This is a genomic window from Paeniglutamicibacter psychrophenolicus, assembly GCF_017876575.1.
Classification (GTDB): domain Bacteria; phylum Actinomycetota; class Actinomycetes; order Actinomycetales; family Micrococcaceae; genus Paeniglutamicibacter; species Paeniglutamicibacter psychrophenolicus.
The window spans coordinates 13,203-34,520 of the sequence record NZ_JAGIOE010000002.1; the positions used below are offsets into that span (position 1 = coordinate 13,203).

General features: G+C 60.6%; 18 protein-coding genes. 4 read left to right on the plus strand and 14 right to left on the minus strand.

Annotated features, from left to right (window positions below; genetic code table 11):
* Positions 1-38: 38 nt before the first annotated feature.
* Positions 39-1,781: a hypothetical protein gene (locus JOF46_RS21750; protein ID WP_209912174.1), complete on the plus strand. Its 1,743-nt coding sequence runs from the start codon at positions 39-41 to the stop codon at positions 1,779-1,781.
* Between the two features lie 106 nt (positions 1,782-1,887).
* Here JOF46_RS21750 and JOF46_RS21755 read toward each other — a convergent pair whose 3' ends face one another.
* The 5 genes from JOF46_RS21755 to JOF46_RS21775 all read right to left on the minus strand — a co-directional run bounded on the left by JOF46_RS21755 (position 1,888) and on the right by JOF46_RS21775 (position 10,128).
* Positions 1,888-4,467, minus strand: a complete 2,580-nt coding sequence (locus JOF46_RS21755) for a DEAD/DEAH box helicase (RefSeq protein WP_342592573.1) — start codon at positions 4,465-4,467, stop codon at positions 1,888-1,890.
* A 367-nt stretch (positions 4,468-4,834) separates the two neighbouring features.
* Entirely contained in the window at positions 4,835-5,389 is a 555-nt protein-coding gene (locus JOF46_RS21760; protein WP_209912178.1) for a hypothetical protein, read from the minus strand.
* Entirely contained in the window at positions 5,382-7,880 is a 2,499-nt protein-coding gene (locus JOF46_RS21765) for a DEAD/DEAH box helicase (protein ID WP_209912180.1), read from the minus strand. The genes JOF46_RS21760 and JOF46_RS21765 overlap by 8 nt, the downstream gene beginning before the upstream one ends.
* Entirely contained in the window at positions 7,877-9,496 is a 1,620-nt protein-coding gene (locus tag JOF46_RS21770) for an Eco57I restriction-modification methylase domain-containing protein (RefSeq protein WP_209912182.1), read from the minus strand. The genes JOF46_RS21765 and JOF46_RS21770 overlap by 4 nt, the downstream gene beginning before the upstream one ends.
* Positions 9,493-10,128 carry a hypothetical protein gene (locus tag JOF46_RS21775; protein WP_209912183.1) on the minus strand — a complete coding sequence of 212 codons (636 nt, stop codon included), beginning with the start codon at positions 10,126-10,128 and terminating at the stop codon, positions 9,493-9,495. The genes JOF46_RS21770 and JOF46_RS21775 overlap by 4 nt, the downstream gene beginning before the upstream one ends.
* 176 nt (positions 10,129-10,304) lie before the next feature.
* Here JOF46_RS21775 and JOF46_RS21780 point away from each other — a divergent pair, with 176 nt between their 5' ends.
* Positions 10,305-10,526, plus strand: coding sequence for a hypothetical protein (locus tag JOF46_RS21780; RefSeq protein ID WP_209912185.1), 222 nt, complete (start codon positions 10,305-10,307; stop codon positions 10,524-10,526).
* A 176-nt stretch (positions 10,527-10,702) separates the two neighbouring features.
* Here the strand turns inward: JOF46_RS21780 and JOF46_RS21785 are convergent, their stop codons facing one another.
* The gene (locus tag JOF46_RS21785) at positions 10,703-11,668 is read right to left on the minus strand and encodes a helix-turn-helix domain-containing protein (RefSeq protein WP_209912187.1); all 966 of its coding nucleotides are present in this window, start codon (positions 11,666-11,668) and stop codon (positions 10,703-10,705) included.
* 441 nt (positions 11,669-12,109) lie between these two features.
* Between JOF46_RS21785 and JOF46_RS21790 the strand changes: the two genes are divergently transcribed.
* Together JOF46_RS21790 and JOF46_RS21795 are read left to right on the plus strand one after the other, a co-directional pair.
* Entirely contained in the window at positions 12,110-12,856 is a 747-nt protein-coding gene (locus tag JOF46_RS21790) for a hypothetical protein (protein WP_209912189.1), read from the plus strand.
* A 37-nt stretch (positions 12,857-12,893) separates the two neighbouring features.
* The gene (locus JOF46_RS21795; RefSeq protein ID WP_209912191.1) at positions 12,894-13,787 is read left to right on the plus strand and encodes a hypothetical protein; all 894 of its coding nucleotides are present in this window, start codon (positions 12,894-12,896) and stop codon (positions 13,785-13,787) included.
* Positions 13,788-14,018: 231 nt separating this feature from the next.
* On the opposite strand, the gene JOF46_RS21800 is transcribed toward JOF46_RS21795, so the two are convergent.
* From JOF46_RS21800 to JOF46_RS21835, 8 genes are all read right to left on the minus strand, one after another.
* Positions 14,019-15,311, minus strand: coding sequence for a competence protein CoiA family protein (locus tag JOF46_RS21800; protein ID WP_209912192.1), 1,293 nt, complete (start codon positions 15,309-15,311; stop codon positions 14,019-14,021).
* A 232-nt stretch (positions 15,312-15,543) separates the two neighbouring features.
* Positions 15,544-15,753, minus strand: coding sequence for a hypothetical protein (locus JOF46_RS21805; RefSeq protein ID WP_209912194.1), 210 nt, complete (start codon positions 15,751-15,753; stop codon positions 15,544-15,546).
* Positions 15,754-16,022: 269 nt separating this feature from the next.
* Positions 16,023-17,102 (minus strand): coiled-coil domain-containing protein, encoded by a 1,080-nt coding sequence (locus tag JOF46_RS21810; RefSeq protein ID WP_209912196.1) that lies wholly within the window; start codon positions 17,100-17,102, stop codon positions 16,023-16,025.
* Positions 17,103-17,277: 175 nt separating this feature from the next.
* Positions 17,278-18,603 (minus strand): Y-family DNA polymerase, encoded by a 1,326-nt coding sequence (locus JOF46_RS21815; RefSeq protein WP_209912197.1) that lies wholly within the window; start codon positions 18,601-18,603, stop codon positions 17,278-17,280.
* Entirely contained in the window at positions 18,579-19,007 is a 429-nt protein-coding gene (locus JOF46_RS21820) for a LexA family protein (protein ID WP_425355090.1), read from the minus strand. The genes JOF46_RS21815 and JOF46_RS21820 overlap by 25 nt, the downstream gene beginning before the upstream one ends.
* A gap of 545 nt (positions 19,008-19,552) precedes the next feature.
* Positions 19,553-19,897, minus strand: coding sequence for a DUF192 domain-containing protein (locus JOF46_RS21825; protein WP_209912199.1), 345 nt, complete (start codon positions 19,895-19,897; stop codon positions 19,553-19,555).
* Between the two features lie 89 nt (positions 19,898-19,986).
* Positions 19,987-20,367 carry a ParB family protein gene (locus JOF46_RS21830; protein ID WP_209912201.1) on the minus strand — a complete coding sequence of 127 codons (381 nt, stop codon included), beginning with the start codon at positions 20,365-20,367 and terminating at the stop codon, positions 19,987-19,989.
* Between the two features lie 2 nt (positions 20,368-20,369).
* Positions 20,370-21,158 (minus strand): ParA family protein, encoded by a 789-nt coding sequence (locus JOF46_RS21835; RefSeq protein WP_209912202.1) that lies wholly within the window; start codon positions 21,156-21,158, stop codon positions 20,370-20,372.
* Positions 21,159-21,318 lie beyond the last annotated feature (160 nt).

Here is a 21,318-nt window from a genome sequence, read left to right on the forward strand (position 1 = left end):
TGTTAAGGCACTCTGAGCTCCTGCAGCAAGGCCCTGCGTTGGTTCTTAACCAGCTCAGTGAGGCACTGGAATCATGGGATCACAGTATCCAACAAGTTATAGTTCCCCGACCGAAAACAAAGGAGATCGATCAGCTAGCCCGAGTGATAATCCGGTTACGAGCACTCAAGAAGCAATTAAACGAACTGTCCCCCCTGCGCCCCTACGTTTCTCAACTAAGGTTATGGAGAAAAATAGCTGCGGATCTAAACGCGATATCAGACTCAACGTTAGAAGCGCTGACCAGCCCGGACATCGCCCATATCCAGGAAACGCTTAAAACAAATCAACAACGGCTGGATCGTCTAACCGAGCAACTGGGCACAGCCACCTTGTATCAACAGGCAGCAGAGCTACTCGAGCGAGGCGACAACTGGGAGAACGGCTTCGATAATCTGCTTGCGGCGCTCCAACTCCGATATCCCTCAAAAGGACTCGTCGAGCTCGACGAGATCGGTGCTCTCGCAGCAAGCCAGGTGACAAAAGCACATATCGCCCCCGGACAGGGGATTCAATACCTGTCACTCACCGTCCTAGCAGACGTCCACCTTGATCCGGAGAACTTCCGCCGAACTATCAAGGGCACGACCCAACTGTTCGGCCAGAACGCTCACCGTCTCTCTCTGCTGATGACAAACGGTCAAGCGGTAGCGGATCTGGCTCGTGCTAAGGAGAACATCCTAGATGTCCACCTAAATCTTGAGGCCGTGCTCGGACGTCCACTAACCGATGAACAGGCCCTCCGACAGCTCATGAAGCTGTATCACACGCTGTACGAAGAGGGAGGGCTTCCGATTTTTGCCTGGCTTCTGTTGGTGTCAGGACAAAAGACAGCAGCCTATTCTTCCCTGCTCCTCAAAGGGGCAACAACACTCGGTGATTCGATCGTCAAACACGAAGAGTTGTCAAAGCTCTTCAGCGGGGTCAATAAGGACCTGCGAACGGCAGCAAGCCACGGGCTCAGCTATATATTGACAGAAGAAGGCATTGCATTTAGGAACCTAAAGACGGCGAACGGCATCCTTCCATTAGCAGACTTTGCAGACACTCTCTTTGCGTTCATCGAAAGCCTGTTGGCCGTCATGTGGGCCCTTGACAACCAACTCGAACTCAGCGGCGCAACTGACCACAGGCAGGATGCATTCGTCATGGGACTTAATCCAACAAAATTGGCCCAAGTCGCGCTGAGCCCACTTGGTGTAGAGATACTTGATACGGAGATCTCCGAAAACACATGGATCCTAGATGTCGGAACAACACCGCAGCCATTAACTATTCTGGCTTGTTCCGTGGCCCTAAATGCTCTGCCCGGTGTTGAGAACATACTGGTGAGGAGGTATCTCCAGAATGCACAACCCAGAGAAGTGCTTGTCCCTGCACTGGCAGCGACCGAGAGAATTACTAGACATGGGCAGGGCTCGGCGGAAGACAAATATCTAGATGTCCTACGTTTCCTCAACGAGATCAGAATCGACGGCAAATCAGCGCTAACGATGAGCCACTTGAAGTTCGTCGCCGGGCGCATCGGACTTGGGCTTGATGGAGACCGTTCGATCGGAAGGATCTCCGATCTCAGATGGCTGCTATCTCTATCGGCCTCTAAGGTTGATCAAGAATTCGAACCAATAATCCGTAAGCTCATGCGAGTAATGCGCATTCCAGCTGAGCAACTCAATCCTAAATTGAAGACAATTCTGGGACTTTGGGCCGATCTACCGCCCGTCCAATACGACCTGGTTTAGGGGTGACGGCGCGGCCGGAATTCGAAACGGAGAGGTCACCGATAAGTTTGCACGTCTTTTCGAGTGTTGCAGCCGGGAAGGGTGGGTGTTTTACTACTGACACGGCCTAGCCATTCGCGGCAACTGGGTCATGCGTGACTCGCTCATGAATTTGCGAGGGGAGGACACCCCGAGCGTTGAATGTTTCGGCAACGTGCTGGCGTAGTTCCTGCAAGGTTCGATTCGTACTCCTGGCGAGCAGTTCCTCCCATGCCGAGCTGACATCGGACGCGACCTCGACCATGGTCGATGGCGTGATCAGGTGGACATGAGACTCCGCGCCTTTGATTCCGTCATCGTGAATGCTCGGCTTGGGGGAGATGACAATCGTTGCGCTGTCGGCAGGTGCGGCATCCACACCTCTGTCGGCCGCAAGCAGTCTCAGCTGATCGTTGGCTTGTCGGATATCCTTATGCGGGACGACTCCTGTCGGCTCGTGGTCGCTCTTCGCTTCCAGAGCAAGCCAAAGTTCGTTCCCCCAGCACCAAGTCGAATCGCATCGCCCCGTGCCCGGCGGCTTAGATGCTGTCGCACCGACAAGTTTCCCAAGTTCTGTCAACGCCGGCTCGTATTTGGCGGGATCTCGTTGGTCGAGCCCGGAGCGCATCTCAGCAATACGCCGGTGGATTGTTCCTTGATTGACTCCAGCGTCCAACATGGTGGCTACCGTGCTGACGGCGTGTGCATCTACGGCACATAGGGCGGAACGCTGCATTGCGGGGAACGGCGCCATCTGTCGAACCCACGATCCGAGACCCATGACCTGCTCTGCAAGTCGGATCAGCCGCTGCGCCGCGGCGCGACCAGCATCATCACCCGCTTGCTCTGCGGCTATGTCTGCCCATGCCGCTTCGAGATAGATCCAGAATGCGCGGTAACCGGCGGTGTCTGCGCCTCCCGTGCCCGCGAGGCGTGCAACCTCATGAGCATGTCGCGACGCGTCAGCCCAGTTTCCGATAGTGGCCGCAGCCCATGCCTGAATCTCTTCATCGACGCATGAAGACAAAGCGGTTGTGCCCTCCGGCATTCGCTGCGGCATCTCTCGGCGATAATCGGTGAGAGCTGGTTCTGCTTGAGTGCGCCAGCTCTCGTCTGTGTGCTGGTGGAGGAAGGCCCGAACGTTGCCGAGTACGTTGATGTCCGAGGTGCTCTGGGAGTTCTCCCGTCCGAATCGGATTTCTGCTTGTAGCTCTGAATCGAGAGCAGCTACTACCTCGGGACGGGTGAGGTACCTGGAAAGGTCTGAGCTGAGAACAAGCACGACTGCCGTATCTCCCGGGCCTCGCGTGCACCGTCCTGCCCCCTGGATGACCCGGGTTCGTACGCGCGCCGCCAAAGCGGCGCCGGCTCGTGCGCGTGACTGCAGGAACCGTTCTTGAAGGTTGTCTTGATCTGGGACTCCATCCAGCGCGACAAGACGGCACGCATCTCCCGGAAGGTCGAGCCCATCATATCGTGCAGCTAAGCCACACACTCCGTGCTCAAGCATTGCGAAAGCGTCAATGCCGGAGGCAACCTGATCGACGCCCCAAACCGGCCACCCCGGTTGAGCCAGGGCGGTGGCACCGGCCATCGCGGTCTCCGTGCGGGGTGACAGAACGAGCGCTTTTCCTGCCTCGGCAACGATCGAACGGCTCAGCTCAGCCGCGTCCCCTCCCTCTACGAACTCCGGGAAGACGAAGAACCGTCGGCCGTAACGCGGTGCTGTGCTCTCGTCAGGCTGCTCTAGACGGAGAATCCCTGCACGACCGAAGGCCCGTTCGAGTTCCCCTCCCTCTCCCAATGTGGCCGACAGGTAGACCCGTTGTCGGGCCCCCGTGAAGAGGCGGTTCTGATGGGTCGGAGGAAGATAGGGGCGAACCAAAATCCCCGAGTATGCGACATACACCAAGCACGATGCCAGGCCAGTCCGAATCATCGAGTATCTGTAGCTATGAGGGGACGAGAAGGAGCTCAGTTTGGTATCGAGTTCGCTGACCATCCCTGGTTGCCGAAGGGGTACAACCATCCGTACATCGGCGCCGATCCCGGGATCCGGTTGGTCACTTCGGAGACGGTCAAGAAAGACGCCGTCGAGTGCCGGAGCGATAGCGTCAAGGGCGGTGATGTACTCAGTGGGAGACTTCCAACGGCCCAGATCCACACTGTATGCCTCGCCGACGTATTGCTCTCCTGCATGTGCGTCATCGAACAGTATCAAATCGGCTTCGGCTAGGTGAGGATTGCTATTGAAAATGCTGCTGTAGGTTGTGACAGCAATCGCATCGGCGGCTTCATACGCTGCATGCGCGGAAGCCGGCCAGTCAGTGTGCCGGCCAATCAAAACAGCCACCTCGATACCCTCGCGGAAGGCAGCAGCGGCGACCTGACGTGCCAGCTGTTGTGTGGGGCACGCATAGATCACACGCGAGCGACGACTACGTCGTGTCCACTCCGCAATGAGTAGACCAGTCAGGGTCTTGCCGGTCCCCGTCGGTAGCTCTAGAGCAACATCAGCCTTGTTCGAATGAGAGGTGAAGGTCTTAAGCATCTCCGACTGGTGGGCCCACAGGCCGGGAACTGCACCTGGACGCCGCGGCAAGTCCCTGTACAGTTCGCCAGGAGATATGTAACTCGCCCCATCTGACTTCGTGCGAATGAACGCCATGTTTCCTCCTCATGATGCCGGTAGCACGCTTCCTACACTGGTACCGCAAGTGTCTCCCATCAGAGAAGGATCACGTCAATATATGAACGTAGCTGGCGTGCCGAGCGGGAAGATGAGGTTGGTAATGAGCTTGAGTGGTGGAGCTACGTGAAATGGTCCACACAACCCATACCAGCATGTATGGAAGATCGATGAGATTGACCGGGAGACACGGACCCTTCCGACGCCAACTCGCGCCCGACATGCCTCACCGCACAGCCTCGATGTCGGGCATCCCGGGCGTCCATGGCGGCAGCACGAAGAAGACCAAGCCACCTAATGGCACCAAAGAGGAAACCCCACCTTGCTTTTTCACAAGCCACCCCGGCTAGGAACGAACGCGCCCGACCCAGGCCCGGTGCTTTGGGGCGACGTGGAGGCCGAGTCGGGTTCGCCCCCGCAGGACCCCGACGCGAGTTCGCCCCTCCACCACTTGCAGACCTTCAAGCTGGGGGTTGACCAGGGCTTGGTCGATGAGGATCGGCCAACTCTTCCAGGTCCCGTGCAAGTCCCACATCTCACGGACACCAACGTGGCAACCCTGACTGCGGATGTTGACCCAATGCTCGGGTTCCTTGGCGTAGTAGTCGATGAGGTCGCTCTCCGAGGCACCCGTGGGCATCGTGATTAGCGCTTCCAAGGGGACGATCTCGACGCGCCAGGCAATGGTCGTCAGGTCAATATGTCCGTAGTCGTCGAGGAACGCGTGGTGATCAGCATGGTCATAGAGCCACTGCCCAGCGACGTCATCGGGCCAGTGGTGCAAACCTACGGTGTCCCTGTAGCCGAGGAAGGTGGCTAGACCTGCAGAACTGTCTCGGGCGGTCCGAGCGGCCTCAATGAGGTCGGGGAGATAGATCGGACGATGCCTCTTCTCAGGCATGGCTTTGCTCGACAGTCACGGTGTCCCACAGGCCGATCTGCTCGTGCTGGTGACGGCGTTCGCGCTCCTCGTCGGTGAGGGCGTAGTCGAGACTGGAGGACTCGAAGCGCTTGAACTGGTAGATGGCGTGGTTCATGTGCTGGGCATTGAACAGGCCGAGGTTGTTGAGCGTCTTGAAATCGGACACTGACAGGCCGGTGACGCGTTCGAACAGCTCCGAGTCGAGCGACTCGATAACGTGTTTAAGGGATTCCTCGCGGTAGTCGGTGGTGTACATAAACACTGGGATCTTGGCCAGGAACTTCTGGAGCTTCTCGCGGATCTCGGCTCGTCTCTTGGCGGTCTCGGACTGCTGGTTCTTCTGGTCGGGGGTAAGTTTGCCGCCCTGGTCGCGTTTGGCTTTCTTGAGGTCCTTGGTGTTGGTGATGACCTGCTGGGCGTTGTCGACCAGCGCGCGGAAGTCCTCGACGTTCTCCAGAGCCTCCATCAGGGCCGGCTGGGCCAGGACTGCGGAGAGGGTGTGCTCGTTGACATCGACGAGCAAAGGGGAGTTCCAGCGACGAGCCAGCGCAGCAGCCCCGACTCCAGCGCTGGCCCAGTCCAGCACCGCGGTAACGTCGAGCTGGGTCATCGCTCCCCCAGTGAAACCGAATATCGGGAGGTAATTGATCAGCTCGCCGATAGCCTGCGACGGGGTGGTGTCGCCGGTGGTGGCGAGCTTGGAGCCGTACTCGGCGACCAACGACAGGGCGCGGTTGGGGTCGAACTCGAAGACGAAGCAGACCGGCTTACGCAAGTCGAAGTTGCCCTCGGCGTCGCGGTAGGCCCACGGGGACTGGACGCGGAACGCGGCCTGGAAGTAAGACTCAGGGCTCTTCAGCGACCGGAGCATGAAGATCGCACCCCATTCGCGGACGGTGACGCCGGTCATCAGCTTGCCGACCGACAAGGTAATCGAGCCGACCGCGTCGCCCTTCTTGACGTCCTCGATGGCGCGCTCGACGGGCGGCAGGGCGGCTATGCCTTGGCCGGCCTTGTTGCCGGCGGCGACCACAATCTCGAACTGGGAGAAGAACGGGTGCTGCTCCAGCATCTCGGCCATCGCGAAGCAGGCGGCGACGTTGTTCATGTACCAAACCGAGTGCTTGACGGCAGATTTGAACCGGACGGCCTCGTAGGGGAACGGCGGCTTGTCCTGGGTGAGCACCTGGAGCTTCATCTGGTCCGAGAGCTTGCCGCGGAACATCTCCAGGAACTCGGCCACCTCGTCGGGGCGCTCGAACTCGAAGCCGTCGTTGGTCTTGGTGGCCTTGAAGAACTCGTTGAGGCTGAAGCCGTTGAACTCACCGTCCTCGGCGTAGCTCTCGGCGTTCTTGCCCATGTCGTAGGAGTACATCTGCATCTGGGGCAGCGCGATGTATGGGTTGGGACCCTTGGCGTTGTCCCATTCGAACTTCTCGCGCTGCTCGTCGACGTAGGTCCAGTTGAAGATCGCGTCCTCGGTGAACTCGCCGTCGGTGATCGCGCGGAACGGGGTGCCCGACAAGTACAGGTAGTGGCTAGCCTTGACCGCCAGTTCCTCGGCAAGTCCCTCGACTGTCACCTGCTCGTCGGGCTCCTCCAGTTCGGCCTCGGTCTTGTCAGCGGGGTCGTAGAGGGCCCGTGCTGAGTCACGCCAGGCTCCGAAGTGGTACTCGTCAAGGACGATGGCGTCCCAGTCGATCAGGTGGATGGACTCGTTCTTGGCCTTGATGTTGCCGTCGGCATCGCGGCCCCCGAGGTCCTGCAAGGAAGCAAACCAAACCACCGGGCCGTTGTAGTCGGCTGCGTCGTCGCGTTCTACTTCGCTGGCCTCCTTGTCGATGTAGCGCCAGCCGTCGAAGTCGACGTGGGAGACCAGGTCGTCGTGCCAGGCGGTGGCCACCGCGGGCTTGAAAGTCAGCACGAGTATTCGCTGCCAGTCCATCTCCTTGGCGAGCTGGTAGGTGGAGAAGGTCTTGCCGAAACGCATCTTTGCGTTCCACAGGAATTTCGGCGCCTTGTTGCCTGCGTGACTGCGGAAGTAGGCCGCAGTGGTCTCGACGGCGGCGCGTTGCTCAGGGCGCATATCGAAGGACTGGGTCCGCTTGGGCTGGTAGGCGATGCCGGAGCGCACTGTCTGGATTGCGGCCTTGACCTCGTCAAGGGTCGCCTCGAACCACTCACCGCCGGTGCGGTTGATACCGGCCGCGACCAGGGCGGCGTGCACGTCGTGGTCAGAGAAGGCCTCGCCGTTGACATTGGTCGCGGGTTCGTCCAGGAGGATGGTCACGCCTTTGAGGCCGGGGTAGGCGGTGTTGAGCTGCTGCTTGATGCGAGCCCGGGCCGTGGCTTTGGTTGTCTGCCCTACCTTCAGCAGACCGGCGCCGATTACCAGTCTGGAGCCTTCGGTGCGTTCCCAGGGCTCGGTATCCTTGCCGACGACGGTGTAGACGTAAATACGCTTGGTCACTTGTCGGTCTCCGGGGCTTCGGCTCCTGCACCAGGTCGGTACTTCGAACCGCCGGACAGGTGACTGGCCGGGATGGGCGAGTCGAGAGAGAGGTTCACCGAACGCGGCTTGATGGTCAAGTTGATGTAGTCGCGCTCTTCCGGGGTGAGCTGGAAGTGGTCATACAGCTCCTCGTCTGTCCAGCTACGAGTCATATCGAGCATGGGAGCAAACCGGAACCGATCCGGCGTGATGTCCTGCGTGACCTTTCGTTGCAGCACTAGGAAGCGGACGAACTTGGTGGCGAGGTAGTTGGCGTAGTTCTCCGTCTCGGCGGCGGAGTGGAAGACGCCTGCGACGAAGTATGTCTGGGTACACGCAGAACCGGGGGCGAGTGCGATCGGCGCACCGGTGACCACGTCAATGATATTGCCCTCGCCGTCGAGCGGGGTGTCACCGCTGCTTGCCTTCGGGAGCAATACTTTCCACCGGTCTACCCAGGCATGGTTTCGTTCAAGCTGGTCGTCCCGGACGTAACCGACGCGCGTCCCGTAGATGAGGGGGATGGAGTTGGGGAAGGGTGATTCCAAGGATCCGGCGAAGTTGGTCCTCAACCCGAATGGGACCTGGGGGCCGAAGGTTTCTTCGACCGATGGGTAGCCGAGCTGTGCGACCCGCTCGATGATCACTGCGGCGCGGTTATCACGGACAAGGACGCCTTCACCCTTGCGCAAGTCCCTTCGCACGGTTGATCGGATAGTTCCGTCGATCCTCGTGGAGAACTCGGTATCGTCATGGTGCTCCCGGTCCCAGAGGAAATAGCTCACACCCCCGCGGATCTTCACTCCGGGAAAACAGTCAAAGATCTTGGGGTTGTCGACAAGCTTGGCCAGGCGGCGGTCTGCGATCATCCGCGTGCGGAAGTCGTCTAGGCCTAGACCGCCAGCGAACCAGCGCGACGGTGTGATCATCAGGACGTAACGGGGGTCGAGGGCGATGGCCTGGTCCACGAACTTCTGGTAGATCGGCATGGTTCGGGTGTTGCCGTCAGAGTCAATCTGGTAGGGCGGGTTACCGACAATGACGTCGAACTTCATGTTGGCCATCTCCTGCGTGGGGTAGGTGCCGTGGATAAACGAATAGGCGTAGTTTTCGCGACCCTCGCCGCGTTCGAGTTCCTCGGGAGCGTTGCACAGACTGCAACGGCCGTTGGCCTGGAAGTCGTGCGCTGCGGGGATGAACGGGAGATTGCCCTGCGGCTCGGCGAACCGGACGATGCTGTGCGGCCCGGAGGCGTTCGCGGAGCAATAGAGGCTGCGACGCGAGATGATCCCTGTCATCTCGGTAATCGAGGCACCGTGGAGCATGCTGCGCAGGATATGCTCGCGACGTACAGCGAAGTCTGGCTCCCAGTCGGCCAGGCCTTCGAACAACCTGGTGGCGATCTCGCGGAGAAATACACCGGACTTGCTGAACGGATCGAGCCACACGAAGTCGGGCCTACGCCACACATCGTCGGGGAGCAGGTCAAGCATCGCTCGAGCGAGCTTGGGCGGGGTGGGCACCTCGTCGTTGGAGAGCTGTGCAAGGCAGTCGAGAATATCGGGAACATGCTGCCCAAAACGCGTCGTGGTCATGATCGGGCCTTCTTGGTGGCCATCACGGGCTCGGGGTTGTCGGCCAGCAGGGAATAGTGGATCGGCACGTCGTCGGCCTTCGGCACCGAGAACAGGTCAAGCTGATCGGCCTCGCCTGCCATCGACCACTCACGCTGGAAGGTTCCGTTACGGCTGGCGCGGTAGTCGACCCACTCAATGGAGTGCAGGTCGGTCAGCGTGTTGGCTAGGACAATATTTGTTTCCAAGATAGCTTCGACTGCGCTGGCGAAGCCGGGGGTCGGCACCTTGGTGTTGAGGTCGTTGTCCAGGTGGGACTGCATCACGTGTTTCATCCGCTCCTTTGACTCGTCGACGTTCTCGGAGTCGATGTCTACGGCATAGATCGAGGCAAGCCCACGCAGCAGCCTGTGCTCGTACAAAACGGTGGAGCGGTAATGGTCAGCAGTCACGAAGGCGAGCTTCCGGCGGAGGATCTCCTCGAGGAAGTTGCCCGAGCCTGCTGCCGGCTCGAAGAACTTGCGGTCGGTGTTGCTGGGGTCCTCCACGGTGGGAAACATGTCGGGAACCAAATCAAGCATGGCCGTCACCTCGCGGGTGTGAGTGTAGACCTCAGCGAGGTCACGCACCCGCTGGCGCGTCTTAATCTGCATGTTTCTCCTCAGGTCACAGGGGGTTCACTAGTCCATTGTGTCAGCCAAGTACGATGCACCGGATCACCGACGCAGAGCCACCAGGCCTGTGCGTAAGCCGACCGGCATACGGGTTCCGGTCAGCCTGGTTCAAGCAGGTTTTGGCGCCTATGGAATCCATCTGACAAAGTGCTCATATGAAACATCAACTGATCCGCCTGGCAAGGACTGTCGCCCAGCACTGGAGCGCTGAGTGCAAGAACGAAAAACGATTCCACGTCCACTACAACTACTGGAGGGGCAAGGGATGGGAATGTGCCGGCGAGTGGAACACCGCCACAGAGGCGGATCGCCTGAAGAAATTCTGGGAAAAACGTACCGATACGATATTGCTGGACGCGAACAAAGCGCTCGGGTAGCTGGCCGTGCGAGCATAAGTCCTGAGCTTTACTCCAGGAGTAATCATCCTCATGCGATACCCATACAGACATCTTGATGGGATGGTTGTCCCTGCTGTCCAGCCGTCGTTTGCGCAAGAAATATCCCTTGGCCCGCATTGAGTCTGGATCTCATATAAAGGGCACTCCCTCCATATTCATTCCTTCTCAGACTTCTTCGTTAGCTTCCCGGACTTGAGTCCCCTATAGATTTGGTCGGCGGTGCGATACTTGGAAGCCACAAAATCACCCTCTACGAGATCACGCATGTAATTGAATTTGGTCCTCTCCCAGAGCGTGACTACCTTCTCATAGCCGAATGAAGGTAACGAAAATTCTTCGTCGGTGTCAGCAAGTGGACTAGCAGTACCACCCAGCGTTTTAAGTAAGCCGGTCAAGTTGCGGACTTCATGCTCGGCCTGTTTGAGTCGTCGTACGGCCCGCTCAGCGTCCTTATGCTTCGCGGGATCCGCGGTTTTGACTTTTTCCAAGAATGCATCCATTTGCCGTAGTGCAGCTGACTCGGGAATAGTACGTACTGCCTCCATGATGCCCAGGTGCTCATCAAGCCCTGGTTCCCACCCAAAGGTTCCGAAACGAACATCTAGGGCAAACTCACTCGTCAATTCCGCGTGATGCTCCGTCGCGCTCCTGAGCTGGCGCCCAACAGTCAATAGCCTGATTGCATCCCATCCGCTTTCACCATAGGTGGCCTCAACAACCAGCCCCATGGGTGGCATAACGGCCGGACCATTTTTGGCAAGGTCTTCCTCCATCAAGCCTCTGCTCTCACTCCACTGGGCGGGGCCGTCAAGGCCAGCCACCCAATCGACAATGTCGATAGTCCGCGGGCGCAGGATTTCATCGTCCACGTTTTCGTTGGGTGAAGATGTTGGCGCCATTGGCCTGGTCACGTCGAATAATATGGCCACGGGCGGTACTCGCAACACCCTGGAAATGGAGAGTAACTCGGAAACGGTAATGTCATCCCGACGCCCATTTTCTATGTTTGCGATCACGGATCGTGACATGCCCGCATCAAGAGCCAGCTCCTGTGCCGATAGGCCTTCCCGCTTCCGAAAATCTGCGATTCTTCTGCCGAGTCCCAGAGTATTTTGTGTCATGAAGACACAGTATATCAATGGGTGTCGCTTTCAAACACAAGATGCTAGAATTCTTGAAGATAAGAACAGCGGAGCGAACAGTGAACTTCTCCACGCCTTGCAGAGAGGGGACCATGGACTTCAAAGGGGCCGACCTCTGTCATCCAGTGGATATCGGTAAATTACCGATAGGCTCCCGGAGCACAGGCCAATCATGCGCACCGCGAAGCAAGGCCCATCGTCTCTTTTCACTAGCATGATGGGCTATTTGAGCTGAGGGAATTGCCTTTCTTCCCAGCCACGCGGCCAAATCACCCAGATTGGTGAAGCAAGAGTCGATTCCGTCCGAAGGATCGAGTCGCGGGTTAAAGAAATAACCCCGGTCGCTTCATGGCTCTAGGCCAGAGAGGCGAATCCGGGGACTTCCTCACCAGTATATCCGAGAAAGCAGGAAAAGCCACGATGAGCGCTGTCTCCCACGTGTGGTCAAACGGGGCTCATAGCCGCGCACTAGACAAGGCGATTACCCCGATGCGGATGTCGACGTATCTGGTCAACGCCAGCCATGACCCGGTCTATGCCCGTAGCCTCTATGTTTGGGACCGCGATGTCTCATCGGCGCTGCTTGCCGATATCGCGATCCTGGAAGTGGCACTGCGCAATGCGCTGAACGACCAGCTCACCACCGCCTATGGCCCGCAATGGTTCCACCTGGACATCGGGTTGGACGGACGGTCGCGCGATGACCTGGCCCGAGCCTGGAAGGACCTGCCCCAAGGCAAAAAGACGCCCGGGCATCTGGTCTCGCGGCTCATGTTCGGATTCTGGCGCGACCTGCTCAGCGCCGGCGGATACGTGGGACGCGAACCCCAGCGTTTCCCCACCAACTACGAGACCCTGTGGCGCACGGTGCTGCACAAGGCATTTCCAGGAGGCAAGGCACTGGCCGCGACCCAGGGCGCCCAATTCACCAGGACGTGGACCCTGGAGACCGTGACGATTGTCCACGCGGTACGCAACCGCGCCGCCCACCATGAACCATTCATCTCTGGTTTCCCACTGCCGGGGCAACGCACCCGGCTGACCGCTCAGCAGGCCCATGAGGCTTCGCAGAAGCTGGCGGGACTTTTAGATCGCGACCTGGCCTCTTGGATAGGTACGAATTCTTCGGTACCCGCCCTGCTCGCGGCCAAACCGCCTAACAGCTAACCACCGACCCCAATAACAACATTAGGAGCAGCTTGTTATGGCAAGCGGACCAAAGAACTACACGGTAGGCACAGAAAAAGCTCTTTTCCGCCTTGCCAAAGGGACTTGCTACTTTCCAGACTGTCTAAAGCCGATCATAGAAACGGTTGATGGTGAACCTGTAGTAGCTGTGGAAACCGCTCATGTCAGTGGAGCCAAACCAGGATCTGCGCGATATGTAGAGTCAATGACAGATAAGCAGCGGGCCGCATTCGACAACCTCATTTTGCTCTGCGTTCCGCATCACAAGATTGTTGATCGTTTACGACCGAATGACTACCCCATCGAGACTCTAATGAACTGGAAGCGGGCCAATGAGCCGGATGAAGGAATCGAGATTTTAAGAGCTCTCACAGAGTCAAACCTGGAAGAATCGCTAGCGAAGGTAATGAAGGACGCCGGTCCTTATCGTGAGGTCAATTTGAACGTTACCGCAGGCGTCCTGCTCGCAGGTAATGAACTACTCACCATCCCATTCGAGTCCCTATCAACTTTTCTTGCTCATAACCCTCATTTCAGGCAGTATCCTCTGGTCGTTTGCGTGGACATTCGGAACACCGGCACTGCAGCGGTGTCACTTGCTGGGGTCACTATCCACTATGCGATTGGCCCATTGGATGCACAAGGATCCCCGGCAAAATTCACATACATGGGTAGGAACGACTTTTACCAGATCAACCCCAAACTTCCACACCGTTTACTGGATGGAGCATCCGTGCAGTGGCTAATGAAATATGAATCACTACAAGAAGTTGGTGAGGACATGGCGAAAAGTACCGTAAACATCACCATTTCCGCTATTTACGCAACCGTGCGTTTGGGTTCAGGCGAGAGTATGGATTCACCCCAAATTCCTTGGTCCCAAACAAAACTAGAGAACTCATCTATCTAGACTCGGTGGGTCCCTTTGGACCGCGCGGAAACCGTTCTACACGCAGCCACCGCCGCGGTGACGACCTTCGCGCTGGTCTTCGAATTCTGCCCCGCAGAGGGTGCACCGGTACCGCCATTCCCCGGACACCAGCGTGTATTGGGGGTTGGTGCGGATGGCTTCTTTCTCGGCTTCCCGTGTTGCCTGGGCGGCCCGACGCTGGAGGATCTCCTTCGGGGGTGTCGTCTCGTCCTATAAAGGCAGCACGGATGTTGCTGGGGTGGCCGGCGGCCGAGGCGGGGCCGGGCGTTTCGCCGCGGCCGGCTGGACGGCAGTTCTTGGAGCGCGTGGACGGTCGGGCAGGTCGGCGGGTGTCCCCTGCCGTGGAGGCACAACGCCCAGGACGCTTGCGCGGGACCATCGGGGTTCGGGGATGCTTGCAATGAGATCCTGCGGGATCCGGTGGTGGCATTCCGGGCAGAGAAAGCGTAGCTGCCGGTGCCGAGCGCTGTGCACCAGACGGGCTTCGGTGTGCGCGGTTCCCGTCAGCCACCGCCCGATGGCGTCTTTCGCCCACGGGGTCCGCTCCGCCCGGTACATGGTGAGCTCCTCGGACACGTGGAAGGCCCCGTCCTTCCCGCACGTCCATACAACGGATCGTTCATTGCACCTCGGACAGGCGACGCTGGCACCCCAGATGTTTCCGGCCGCGGGAACCGGGGGTGCCTCGATGGAGACGACCGTATCGACGAATCGGCGGAACCTTGCCTCATGCGCGGCTCGCGCGGCGACTTTCTGTGCTTCGAGCGCGGCCCGTTGACGCTCGTGCTCCCGGCGTACTGCTTCTTCCTGCTGGGCGCGGGCCCGATCTTCCGCAGCATGGCGCGCCCGTTGCTCCGCAGGGGAGCCGTCCGTCCATACCTGCCTGGCCAGGAGAAGATCCTGGAGACGGTACCCGAGGGACCGCTCCCGACGCTCGAACGGATGCCACACCCTTTCTCGAAGCAGGTCTGTCGGGTCGGCGGGGAGGGCCGACTCCTTGGTGATGCCGGTATGGACCATGGGCAGCCTGATGCGCTCGTACCGATCGGTATGCGGGGTCACCCAGACCGGAAGGATTCCGTCGTCGAAATACGCTTGCGTGCGTTCCTCCCATGCCTGCGTCGACTGTGTGGAGAGCTGGATCTCGAAGGCGATGCGCTGGCCGGCAGGTCCGATCGCCAGGACGTCGGCGACCCACCTCCGGTCCGGCCCGGGATGTTCAAGGACCGCCCGCCACCCGGGGGTTTCCCCCACGAGGAAGTACACGGCGGCCTTCAGGGCGCGGTGCTGCCTCGACTCCGGCTTGTGGATGGTCGTGCACCCGGAGGTGGAGTGGTGGGCGAAGAACCGGGTCCCGAGCGACGAGCTCTTGGCGATGGCGCGCACGCCGCAGCCCGGCATGGTCAGTTCCTTCCCGCGCAAGGCTGCCCACCGGATCTCGTCGAGGTCCAACGAGACGATTCTTTCGGCACCTAGCATCGCGACAAACGGCATGACGCTCATCCCCCCTTTTTGGCAGGGTAGCGCGTCAATCCGACGGTTTGGCATTCGCAGCACCCGCAGATCGAGGGGAGCTTGCCCGCCGCAGACTGCGATTCCTTGTGGCCGGTGAAACCCACGTTCGCGCGCTTCGACACACCATGACGTGGTAGCCGACAGGTTTGGTTGACTGTGGGCCTGCCAGTGGCGAGGTTGCATCGATTGGCACTGTTGACGGTGGTTGGTGCAGGATTCCTCAGGATTCCCGCAGCGGGTAATCCCTGGTGAGATCCCTGAACCAGCGCATCTGTGCGGCGTCGCTGTCCCGGTCCAGGGCCTCGAGCTGCTGCACCAGCGCGCGGTGCCGGGGTGTACCTGGAGGCGTGGAGGCGATCTGCCGTTTGAGTTCAAGGCGCAGCCCGTGGATCTCTTGCTCCCGGGCGCGCGAGAGTTCTTCCATACCCATGGGCCCATCCTCCACGGCAAGGCCGCCTTCCACAACGGCAAGTGCTCCTGCCGACAGCGCGTCCCTCCCCCGCGGCATTCCAATGAGCCGGTGATCGCTGTGTCCACCCCGAGGTGATCTGACATCACCATGCAAACCTCCCACACCACCCCGAAGACACAACGGTGCACGTTTCCGCGGAAGCACTCTCCTGCTTCCCCTCCAGCGGGCGCCGCCGACGGCACGCAGGCCCTGGTCGTGGGCTGCCCGGCCGGGGGCAGCCCCGCAGGCTAGGCCTTGCCTTCTTCTCGCGGCGTGACGCCGGGGCGTTCCCGGGCCGGTTCCTCCCGGGCCTGGGCCAGTTCCTCGCGGAGCTGGTCGACCTGCCGGCCGAAGGTCTCGCGCAGGTCCTTGACGCGTTGTTCCCCGTGCTCACGCTCCCGGTCGACATCGGTCCTGGCGGCGTCCCGCTCGGCAGTCAGGGCCGCCACGCGGCTGCGCATCTCTCCGGCAGCCTCGCGGGCAGCGTCATACTCAGCCCGGAGACTTTCCAGCTGCGTACGGGCTTCGGCGGCCGCGGCTTCCTCCCGGTCTGCACGCACTGCTTCCAGCTCCGCCCGCTGCGCCGCCCCCGTGGCCCGTTGGTCGGCTTCGTTCCGCGCGTTTTCCTCGGACTCGACCCGGGTCAGTGCCTCATCCCGGTCCTGCTCGGCCCGCTCGAGCTGTACCCGGACGGATTCGAGCTCGGCCTGCAGCCCGGCGTTCTCTGCCTGCGCCCGGTCCCGCTCGGCGGCCGCAGCAACCTGGGTGTCAGCCAGTTCCGCGGCAAGCTGTTCTGCCCTGGCCCGGCCGGCGTCCAGTTCCTCTCGGACCCCGGAGAGTTCCTGTGCAGTCTGCTCGCCGGCACGGGTGGCTTCCTCGGCCGCCGCGTCGGCTTCCTCCTTTTGGGCCTCGGCCCGGCGCTGGGCCTGCTCCGCCCGGGTGGCGCGCGCATTCGCGGCGGCGACCTGTTCGGCCGCCTCGCTGGAGACCGACTCGATCTGCGCCTCCGCCGCCTCGGGGTCCCCCACGGTGCGCAGCTCCTCCAGCAGCACGGTGAGCTGCTGTCCCAGGTGCTCGATCATGCCGCTAACCTGGCCGGTGATCTCGCTGGCCCGCTGGCGGGCCGAGTCGACCGGCCGCGCCTCGGCCGCCCGGGTGGCCGCATCATTGACCTGCTGGCGGGCCCTCCAGGCGGAGGCGCGGTTGTGGGTGGGGTCGTCGCAGTATTCCGGTGGCCGGCCGGTGCTGGCTTCCGGTGCCTCCGGCGGGCGTTGGCAGCCCGGGAACCGGCAGGTGCGTTTTTCGACGGTGGCAGGGTTTTCGCTCATGGGTCAAGTCTAAAACGTTTCGTTTGAAAACGGAAGACGTAACGGAACAAAAGACGAAAGACATAAGACGAAGGATAATCTGGAAGGCCTCCTTGTCGTCGACAAACGGTTAGGTGCCCCGACCAGCGGGCAGATGACAGCCCAGTGCTGCACCAAGGATTCAACGGAGATGGGCTCAGCTGGCGTACACGGTCAGCAGCTCGTCCCAGTGGGTGGTGTAGCGCGGTGACATCATTTCCCGGCGCATCGTCCATTCGGGGCCGGTCTTCATGCCCGCCAGGCCGAGCCCGACAGCGTTCACTCCGTGGTGCTGTTTGATCTTCTGGATCAGCGGACCGATGTCCCTGGCCTCGTGCCGGTTCACGAATGGTTCGAAGGTCTCTTGGGCGCCGGTCGGGCGGACGTCGGTCACCACGATTCCGGCTCGGGCGTACTTCACCCCGTCCAGGATCTTGGGCAGCAGCGCCTTGGCAGCCCGGGTCAGCAGCAGCGGGTCCGCGGTCGGCCCGGGAAGGGCGACGGTCACGGCGGGCTGGTGGTTGTCCTGGGTGTTGTAGTAACTGGTCATGGCCCAGGCAGAAAGCACCTTGGCCTGCCGCTGGTGCTTGTGCAGGCGGGCGGAGGCCTGTTGGGCGTAGATCCCCAGGACCTGCTCCATGCCGTGGGCGTCGGTGATGGGTGTGGAGAAGGAGCGGCTGAAGATCAGCTGGTCCTTGATTTCGTATTCTTCCTCCAGGGGGATGCAGGGGGTTCCGCGCAGCTCCAGGACGGTGCGCATCATGACGATGGAGAAGCGGTTGCGCAGCATCACCGCGTCGGCGTCGCGCAGGTCTTTCATGGTCCGGATCCCCAGGCCCATCAGCCGCTTGGCCAGGCGGGGGCCGATGCCCCAGATTTCCACCGTGGGCAGCCGGCCCAGGAGTTGTTCGCGGTCTTCCTCGGTGACGGCTTCCCATACGCAGACCCCGCCCAGGTGGGGGTTCTTCTTGGCGGCCTTGTTGGCCAGCTTGGCCAGGGTTTTTGTCTTGGCGATCCCCACGCAGACCGGCAGTCCGAGGTGGTCCATCACGTCCTGCTTCATGCGCCGGGCCAGGGCCTGGAGTTCAGGCAGCGTCCCGCGGACGCCCAGGAATGCCTCGTCGATGCTGTAGACCTCGACCCAGGCCGAGTGCCGGCCCAGCAGTTGCATGGTTCGGGCCGAGAGATCCCCGTAGAGCTCGTAGTTGCTGGATTTGGCGACCAGCCCCATCCGTTCTGCGGTGGGGGCGAGCTTGAACCAGGGGGCGCCCATGTCGATTCCCAGGGCCTTGGCTTCGTCCGACCGGGCGACGGCGCAGCCGTCGTTGTTGGACAGGACGATCACCGGCCGGCCGATCAGCCTCGGGTCAAAGGCCCGCTCGCAACTGACGTAGAAGCTGTTCACATCCACATGGGCGATGTACTCCTCCGGGGAGGGTTCCCGTGGAGGGCAAAGGTTCAGGCCAGAAGCTGGTGCAGACATGTTTCGGCAACTCCCCACACGGTGAGGGATGCCAGCTCCCCCACCACCAGATCCGGATACTGAGGGTTTTCCGCCTGCAGGACCACGCCCCGCGGGGTCAGGCGCAGTCGCTTGACGGTCATTTCCCCGTCCAGGACCGCCACCACGATCGAGCCGTCCACCGGCTTCCGGGCACGGTTGACGATCAGCTCGTCCCCGTCCGAGATGCCGGCACCCTCCATGGAACAGCCCGAGACCCGCACGATGAAGGTGCTCGTGGTGTCGTGGATCAAATGCTCACTGAGGTTGATCGTGCCGTCGAAGTAGTCCTGTGCCGGCGAGGGATACCCCGCCGCGACCGCGGTTTGGGCCACCAGAAGCGGGACCGAAGTGCCGCCCACTTCGAGAGAACGTATGTACTGAATAGTCACTTTACGACCTAAATTTATGGAACACATATTCACCTCAAGGATACGCCCGCCACCCACAGTTTGATCCTTTCCACTCCTGTGGGGTTCAACCCAGGGGAATGATCGATGCTCCGCGATGAGCGATCATTGCGCGGGCCTGCATGGGGTGCGATGAGGTGACACCGGGCCAGATACGTGAGAGGACGCCCACCAGGGGCGTCCTCTCACTTTCATAACTAGCCGTGCACGCGTGAGGCTAATACTCGTCGGCTTGCCGCGCTTCTACGATGTCGCGGTCAATCTTTTCGTGCCATCGGCTGTGCTTGCCCTTGTCGTTTTGCAGTGTCTGCGCTCCACATGTTGAGCAGCCAACAGTGTCGGCCATGGGTTCCCCTATCTTGCGTGAGCGCGCAGAAGCCCGCCGAGGCCGATCGCCTCGGTTTCGCTGGTCGCTCCCTGCCCAATGTCCCCTACCGGCTTGCAGGAAGCTATCCCCACCCTGCTCGCTGGGAGTGCCCCTCTTGCCACCCACAAGCCAGGGGTGAAGATCCTCTCAGGTTCTATCGGTCCACTCTTGTGCCGGGTTGCACGTGTGCAAAGACCCCGGCTCCGGCTTCTAGGATGGTGTCTATTTCTCCGGGCGAGGGCGTGCGTTGGCACTCCGACTCAATATCGGAGACGCACGGATTGAGTGTGTCAACGCGCAGCACTCTGCCGTCCCGGATCCAGACCACATCGAGCGGGATCTGCACACCAAACATCCACACTTCGGTGTTCTGCGGCTCCCCCAGCTCAAAGAGCATGCCTTGGTCCGCCAGGAGGTCCACACGGCCGCTTAGACCTTTTTGCTGTCGCTCAGGGGTATTGGCCAGCTCGGCGGAAACTGTGATCCCGTCAATGCTCACGTCCGTTCGCGCCGGAGCGCACGAAGTCAGCAAGCCGATAGCAACGAGTGCTGTCAGCGTTGCCCTCGATTTCCGCCGTATGGCCACGCTTACTCCAACGGGCGGCCGAGCCGGCCGGTTCGTGGTGCTGCGCCCTGGAACGGCTTGCCGTCATTGTATTTGGCTTCCAACCGCTCAATCTCACGCATGACCACAGCTGCGTGGAAGTCGCTGAACGTCTGGTACCCCTCCAGATGTCCTACCTGCTGGAAGCCGCCGCGAACACGCTCTGCGTCTTCCGCGTCCTGGTAATACGCGACCTTCGTTTTGGCGGCCTTCTTCTTGAACACAGGCACCGAAGCTGGCTTGCTGGCCGTGGTTCGCGCGGGAGCCGTGGCCTCTGCAGGTGTTTCGGCCGGCTTCGCTGGCGCAGCTGTCACTGGAGAGCTTCCTGCGAGGGAAGATTTCAGGGGCGCGGGGCGCTTGACCATTGCTAGTTTCCTTTCGGGAGGGTGCGAATATATCCCGCGTAGATTGCGGCGAGGTCATCGGCGTCGCCTCCCCATTCATCGAGTCCCAGGGCTGCCTCCATAGAGTCACTGATGGGTGCTCGCTTGGGTACTGGGGGTTCAAGCACCGGAACACCGCGTGCCTCGGCTGCTTCCCCGATTTGTCCGGCCCAGTGGGCGCCGCCGAGAGTACGGGCCTCGTGCTGGTTGACCATGAATCCGGCGATCTTCAAGCCGGCGTTGTAGTGGGCGCGTACCAGGTCAATGGTGGAGAGTAGCTTGCTGATTCCGTTGGCACTGAAAAGCTTCGAATGCGTGATGATCACTACGCTGTCAGCGGCCGTCAGGCTGTTGATCGTCAGCTGGTCGAGCGAGGGTGCACAATCGATCAGAATCAGGTCGTAATCCTCGCGCACGGCCTCGAGCGCGTTCTTTAGCCGAGATTCGCGTCCTGCTCCCGCTAAAACGAGTTCATCACGGACCACTCCGAGGGTTTCCCCCGTGGTCGGGACAACGTTCAGGCCATCCCAGATCCCGTTCACGCTCACCTCTTCGAGGGTCGCGGTTGAGCGGTCGCTCAGTGCGTCCGCGAGTCCCGCCTGATCCTCATCGACTCCCCCGCCCAGAACCGTAGTGACGTTGCCCTGGGGGTCGGCGTCAACGACAAGCACTCTCATCCCGGCGAGCACCGCAGCGCGCGCCAAGTGAAAGGTGGTCGTCGTCTTGCCGACGCCGCCCTTCTGGTTGCATAGGGCAAAAATTGTTGCGGTCACGATGGCCTCCGTCTGTTATGCCAATTCTATAATACTTCTATTATCCCCAATGGAACTATTGGGTATTGATGGGGCAGGATCTTCCCGCACCCTCAATGTCAGTCACTCTGCTTCCGCAACACCACAGCCGGTCTTGCTCTCGGTGGCACGCTGGCCCCGC

What these genes read in the sequence shown, in the direction of transcription:
- JOF46_RS21755 (WP_342592573.1), bottom strand. Translation starts at nt 4,467, where the DNA reads ATGGCGTTCATTCGCACGAAGTCAGATGGGGCGAGTTACATATCTCCT.
- JOF46_RS21760 (WP_209912178.1), bottom strand. Translation starts at nt 5,389, where the DNA reads ATGCCTGAGAAGAGGCATCGTCCGATCTATCTCCCCGACCTCATTGAG.
- JOF46_RS21770 (WP_209912182.1), bottom strand. Translation starts at nt 9,496, where the DNA reads ATGACCACGACGCGTTTTGGGCAGCATGTTCCCGATATTCTCGACTGC.
- JOF46_RS21775 (WP_209912183.1), bottom strand. Translation starts at nt 10,128, where the DNA reads ATGCAGATTAAGACGCGCCAGCGGGTGCGTGACCTCGCTGAGGTCTAC.
- JOF46_RS21780 (WP_209912185.1), top strand. Translation starts at nt 10,305, where the DNA reads ATGAAACATCAACTGATCCGCCTGGCAAGGACTGTCGCCCAGCACTGG.
- JOF46_RS21785 (WP_209912187.1), bottom strand. Translation starts at nt 11,668, where the DNA reads ATGACACAAAATACTCTGGGACTCGGCAGAAGAATCGCAGATTTTCGG.
- JOF46_RS21790 (WP_209912189.1), top strand. Translation starts at nt 12,110, where the DNA reads ATGAGCGCTGTCTCCCACGTGTGGTCAAACGGGGCTCATAGCCGCGCA.
- JOF46_RS21795 (WP_209912191.1), top strand. Translation starts at nt 12,894, where the DNA reads ATGGCAAGCGGACCAAAGAACTACACGGTAGGCACAGAAAAAGCTCTT.
- JOF46_RS21800 (WP_209912192.1), bottom strand. Translation starts at nt 15,311, where the DNA reads ATGAGCGTCATGCCGTTTGTCGCGATGCTAGGTGCCGAAAGAATCGTC.
- JOF46_RS21805 (WP_209912194.1), bottom strand. Translation starts at nt 15,753, where the DNA reads ATGGGTATGGAAGAACTCTCGCGCGCCCGGGAGCAAGAGATCCACGGG.
- JOF46_RS21810 (WP_209912196.1), bottom strand. Translation starts at nt 17,102, where the DNA reads ATGAGCGAAAACCCTGCCACCGTCGAAAAACGCACCTGCCGGTTCCCG.
- JOF46_RS21815 (WP_209912197.1), bottom strand. Translation starts at nt 18,603, where the DNA reads ATGTCTGCACCAGCTTCTGGCCTGAACCTTTGCCCTCCACGGGAACCC.
- JOF46_RS21830 (WP_209912201.1), bottom strand. Translation starts at nt 20,367, where the DNA reads ATGGTCAAGCGCCCCGCGCCCCTGAAATCTTCCCTCGCAGGAAGCTCT.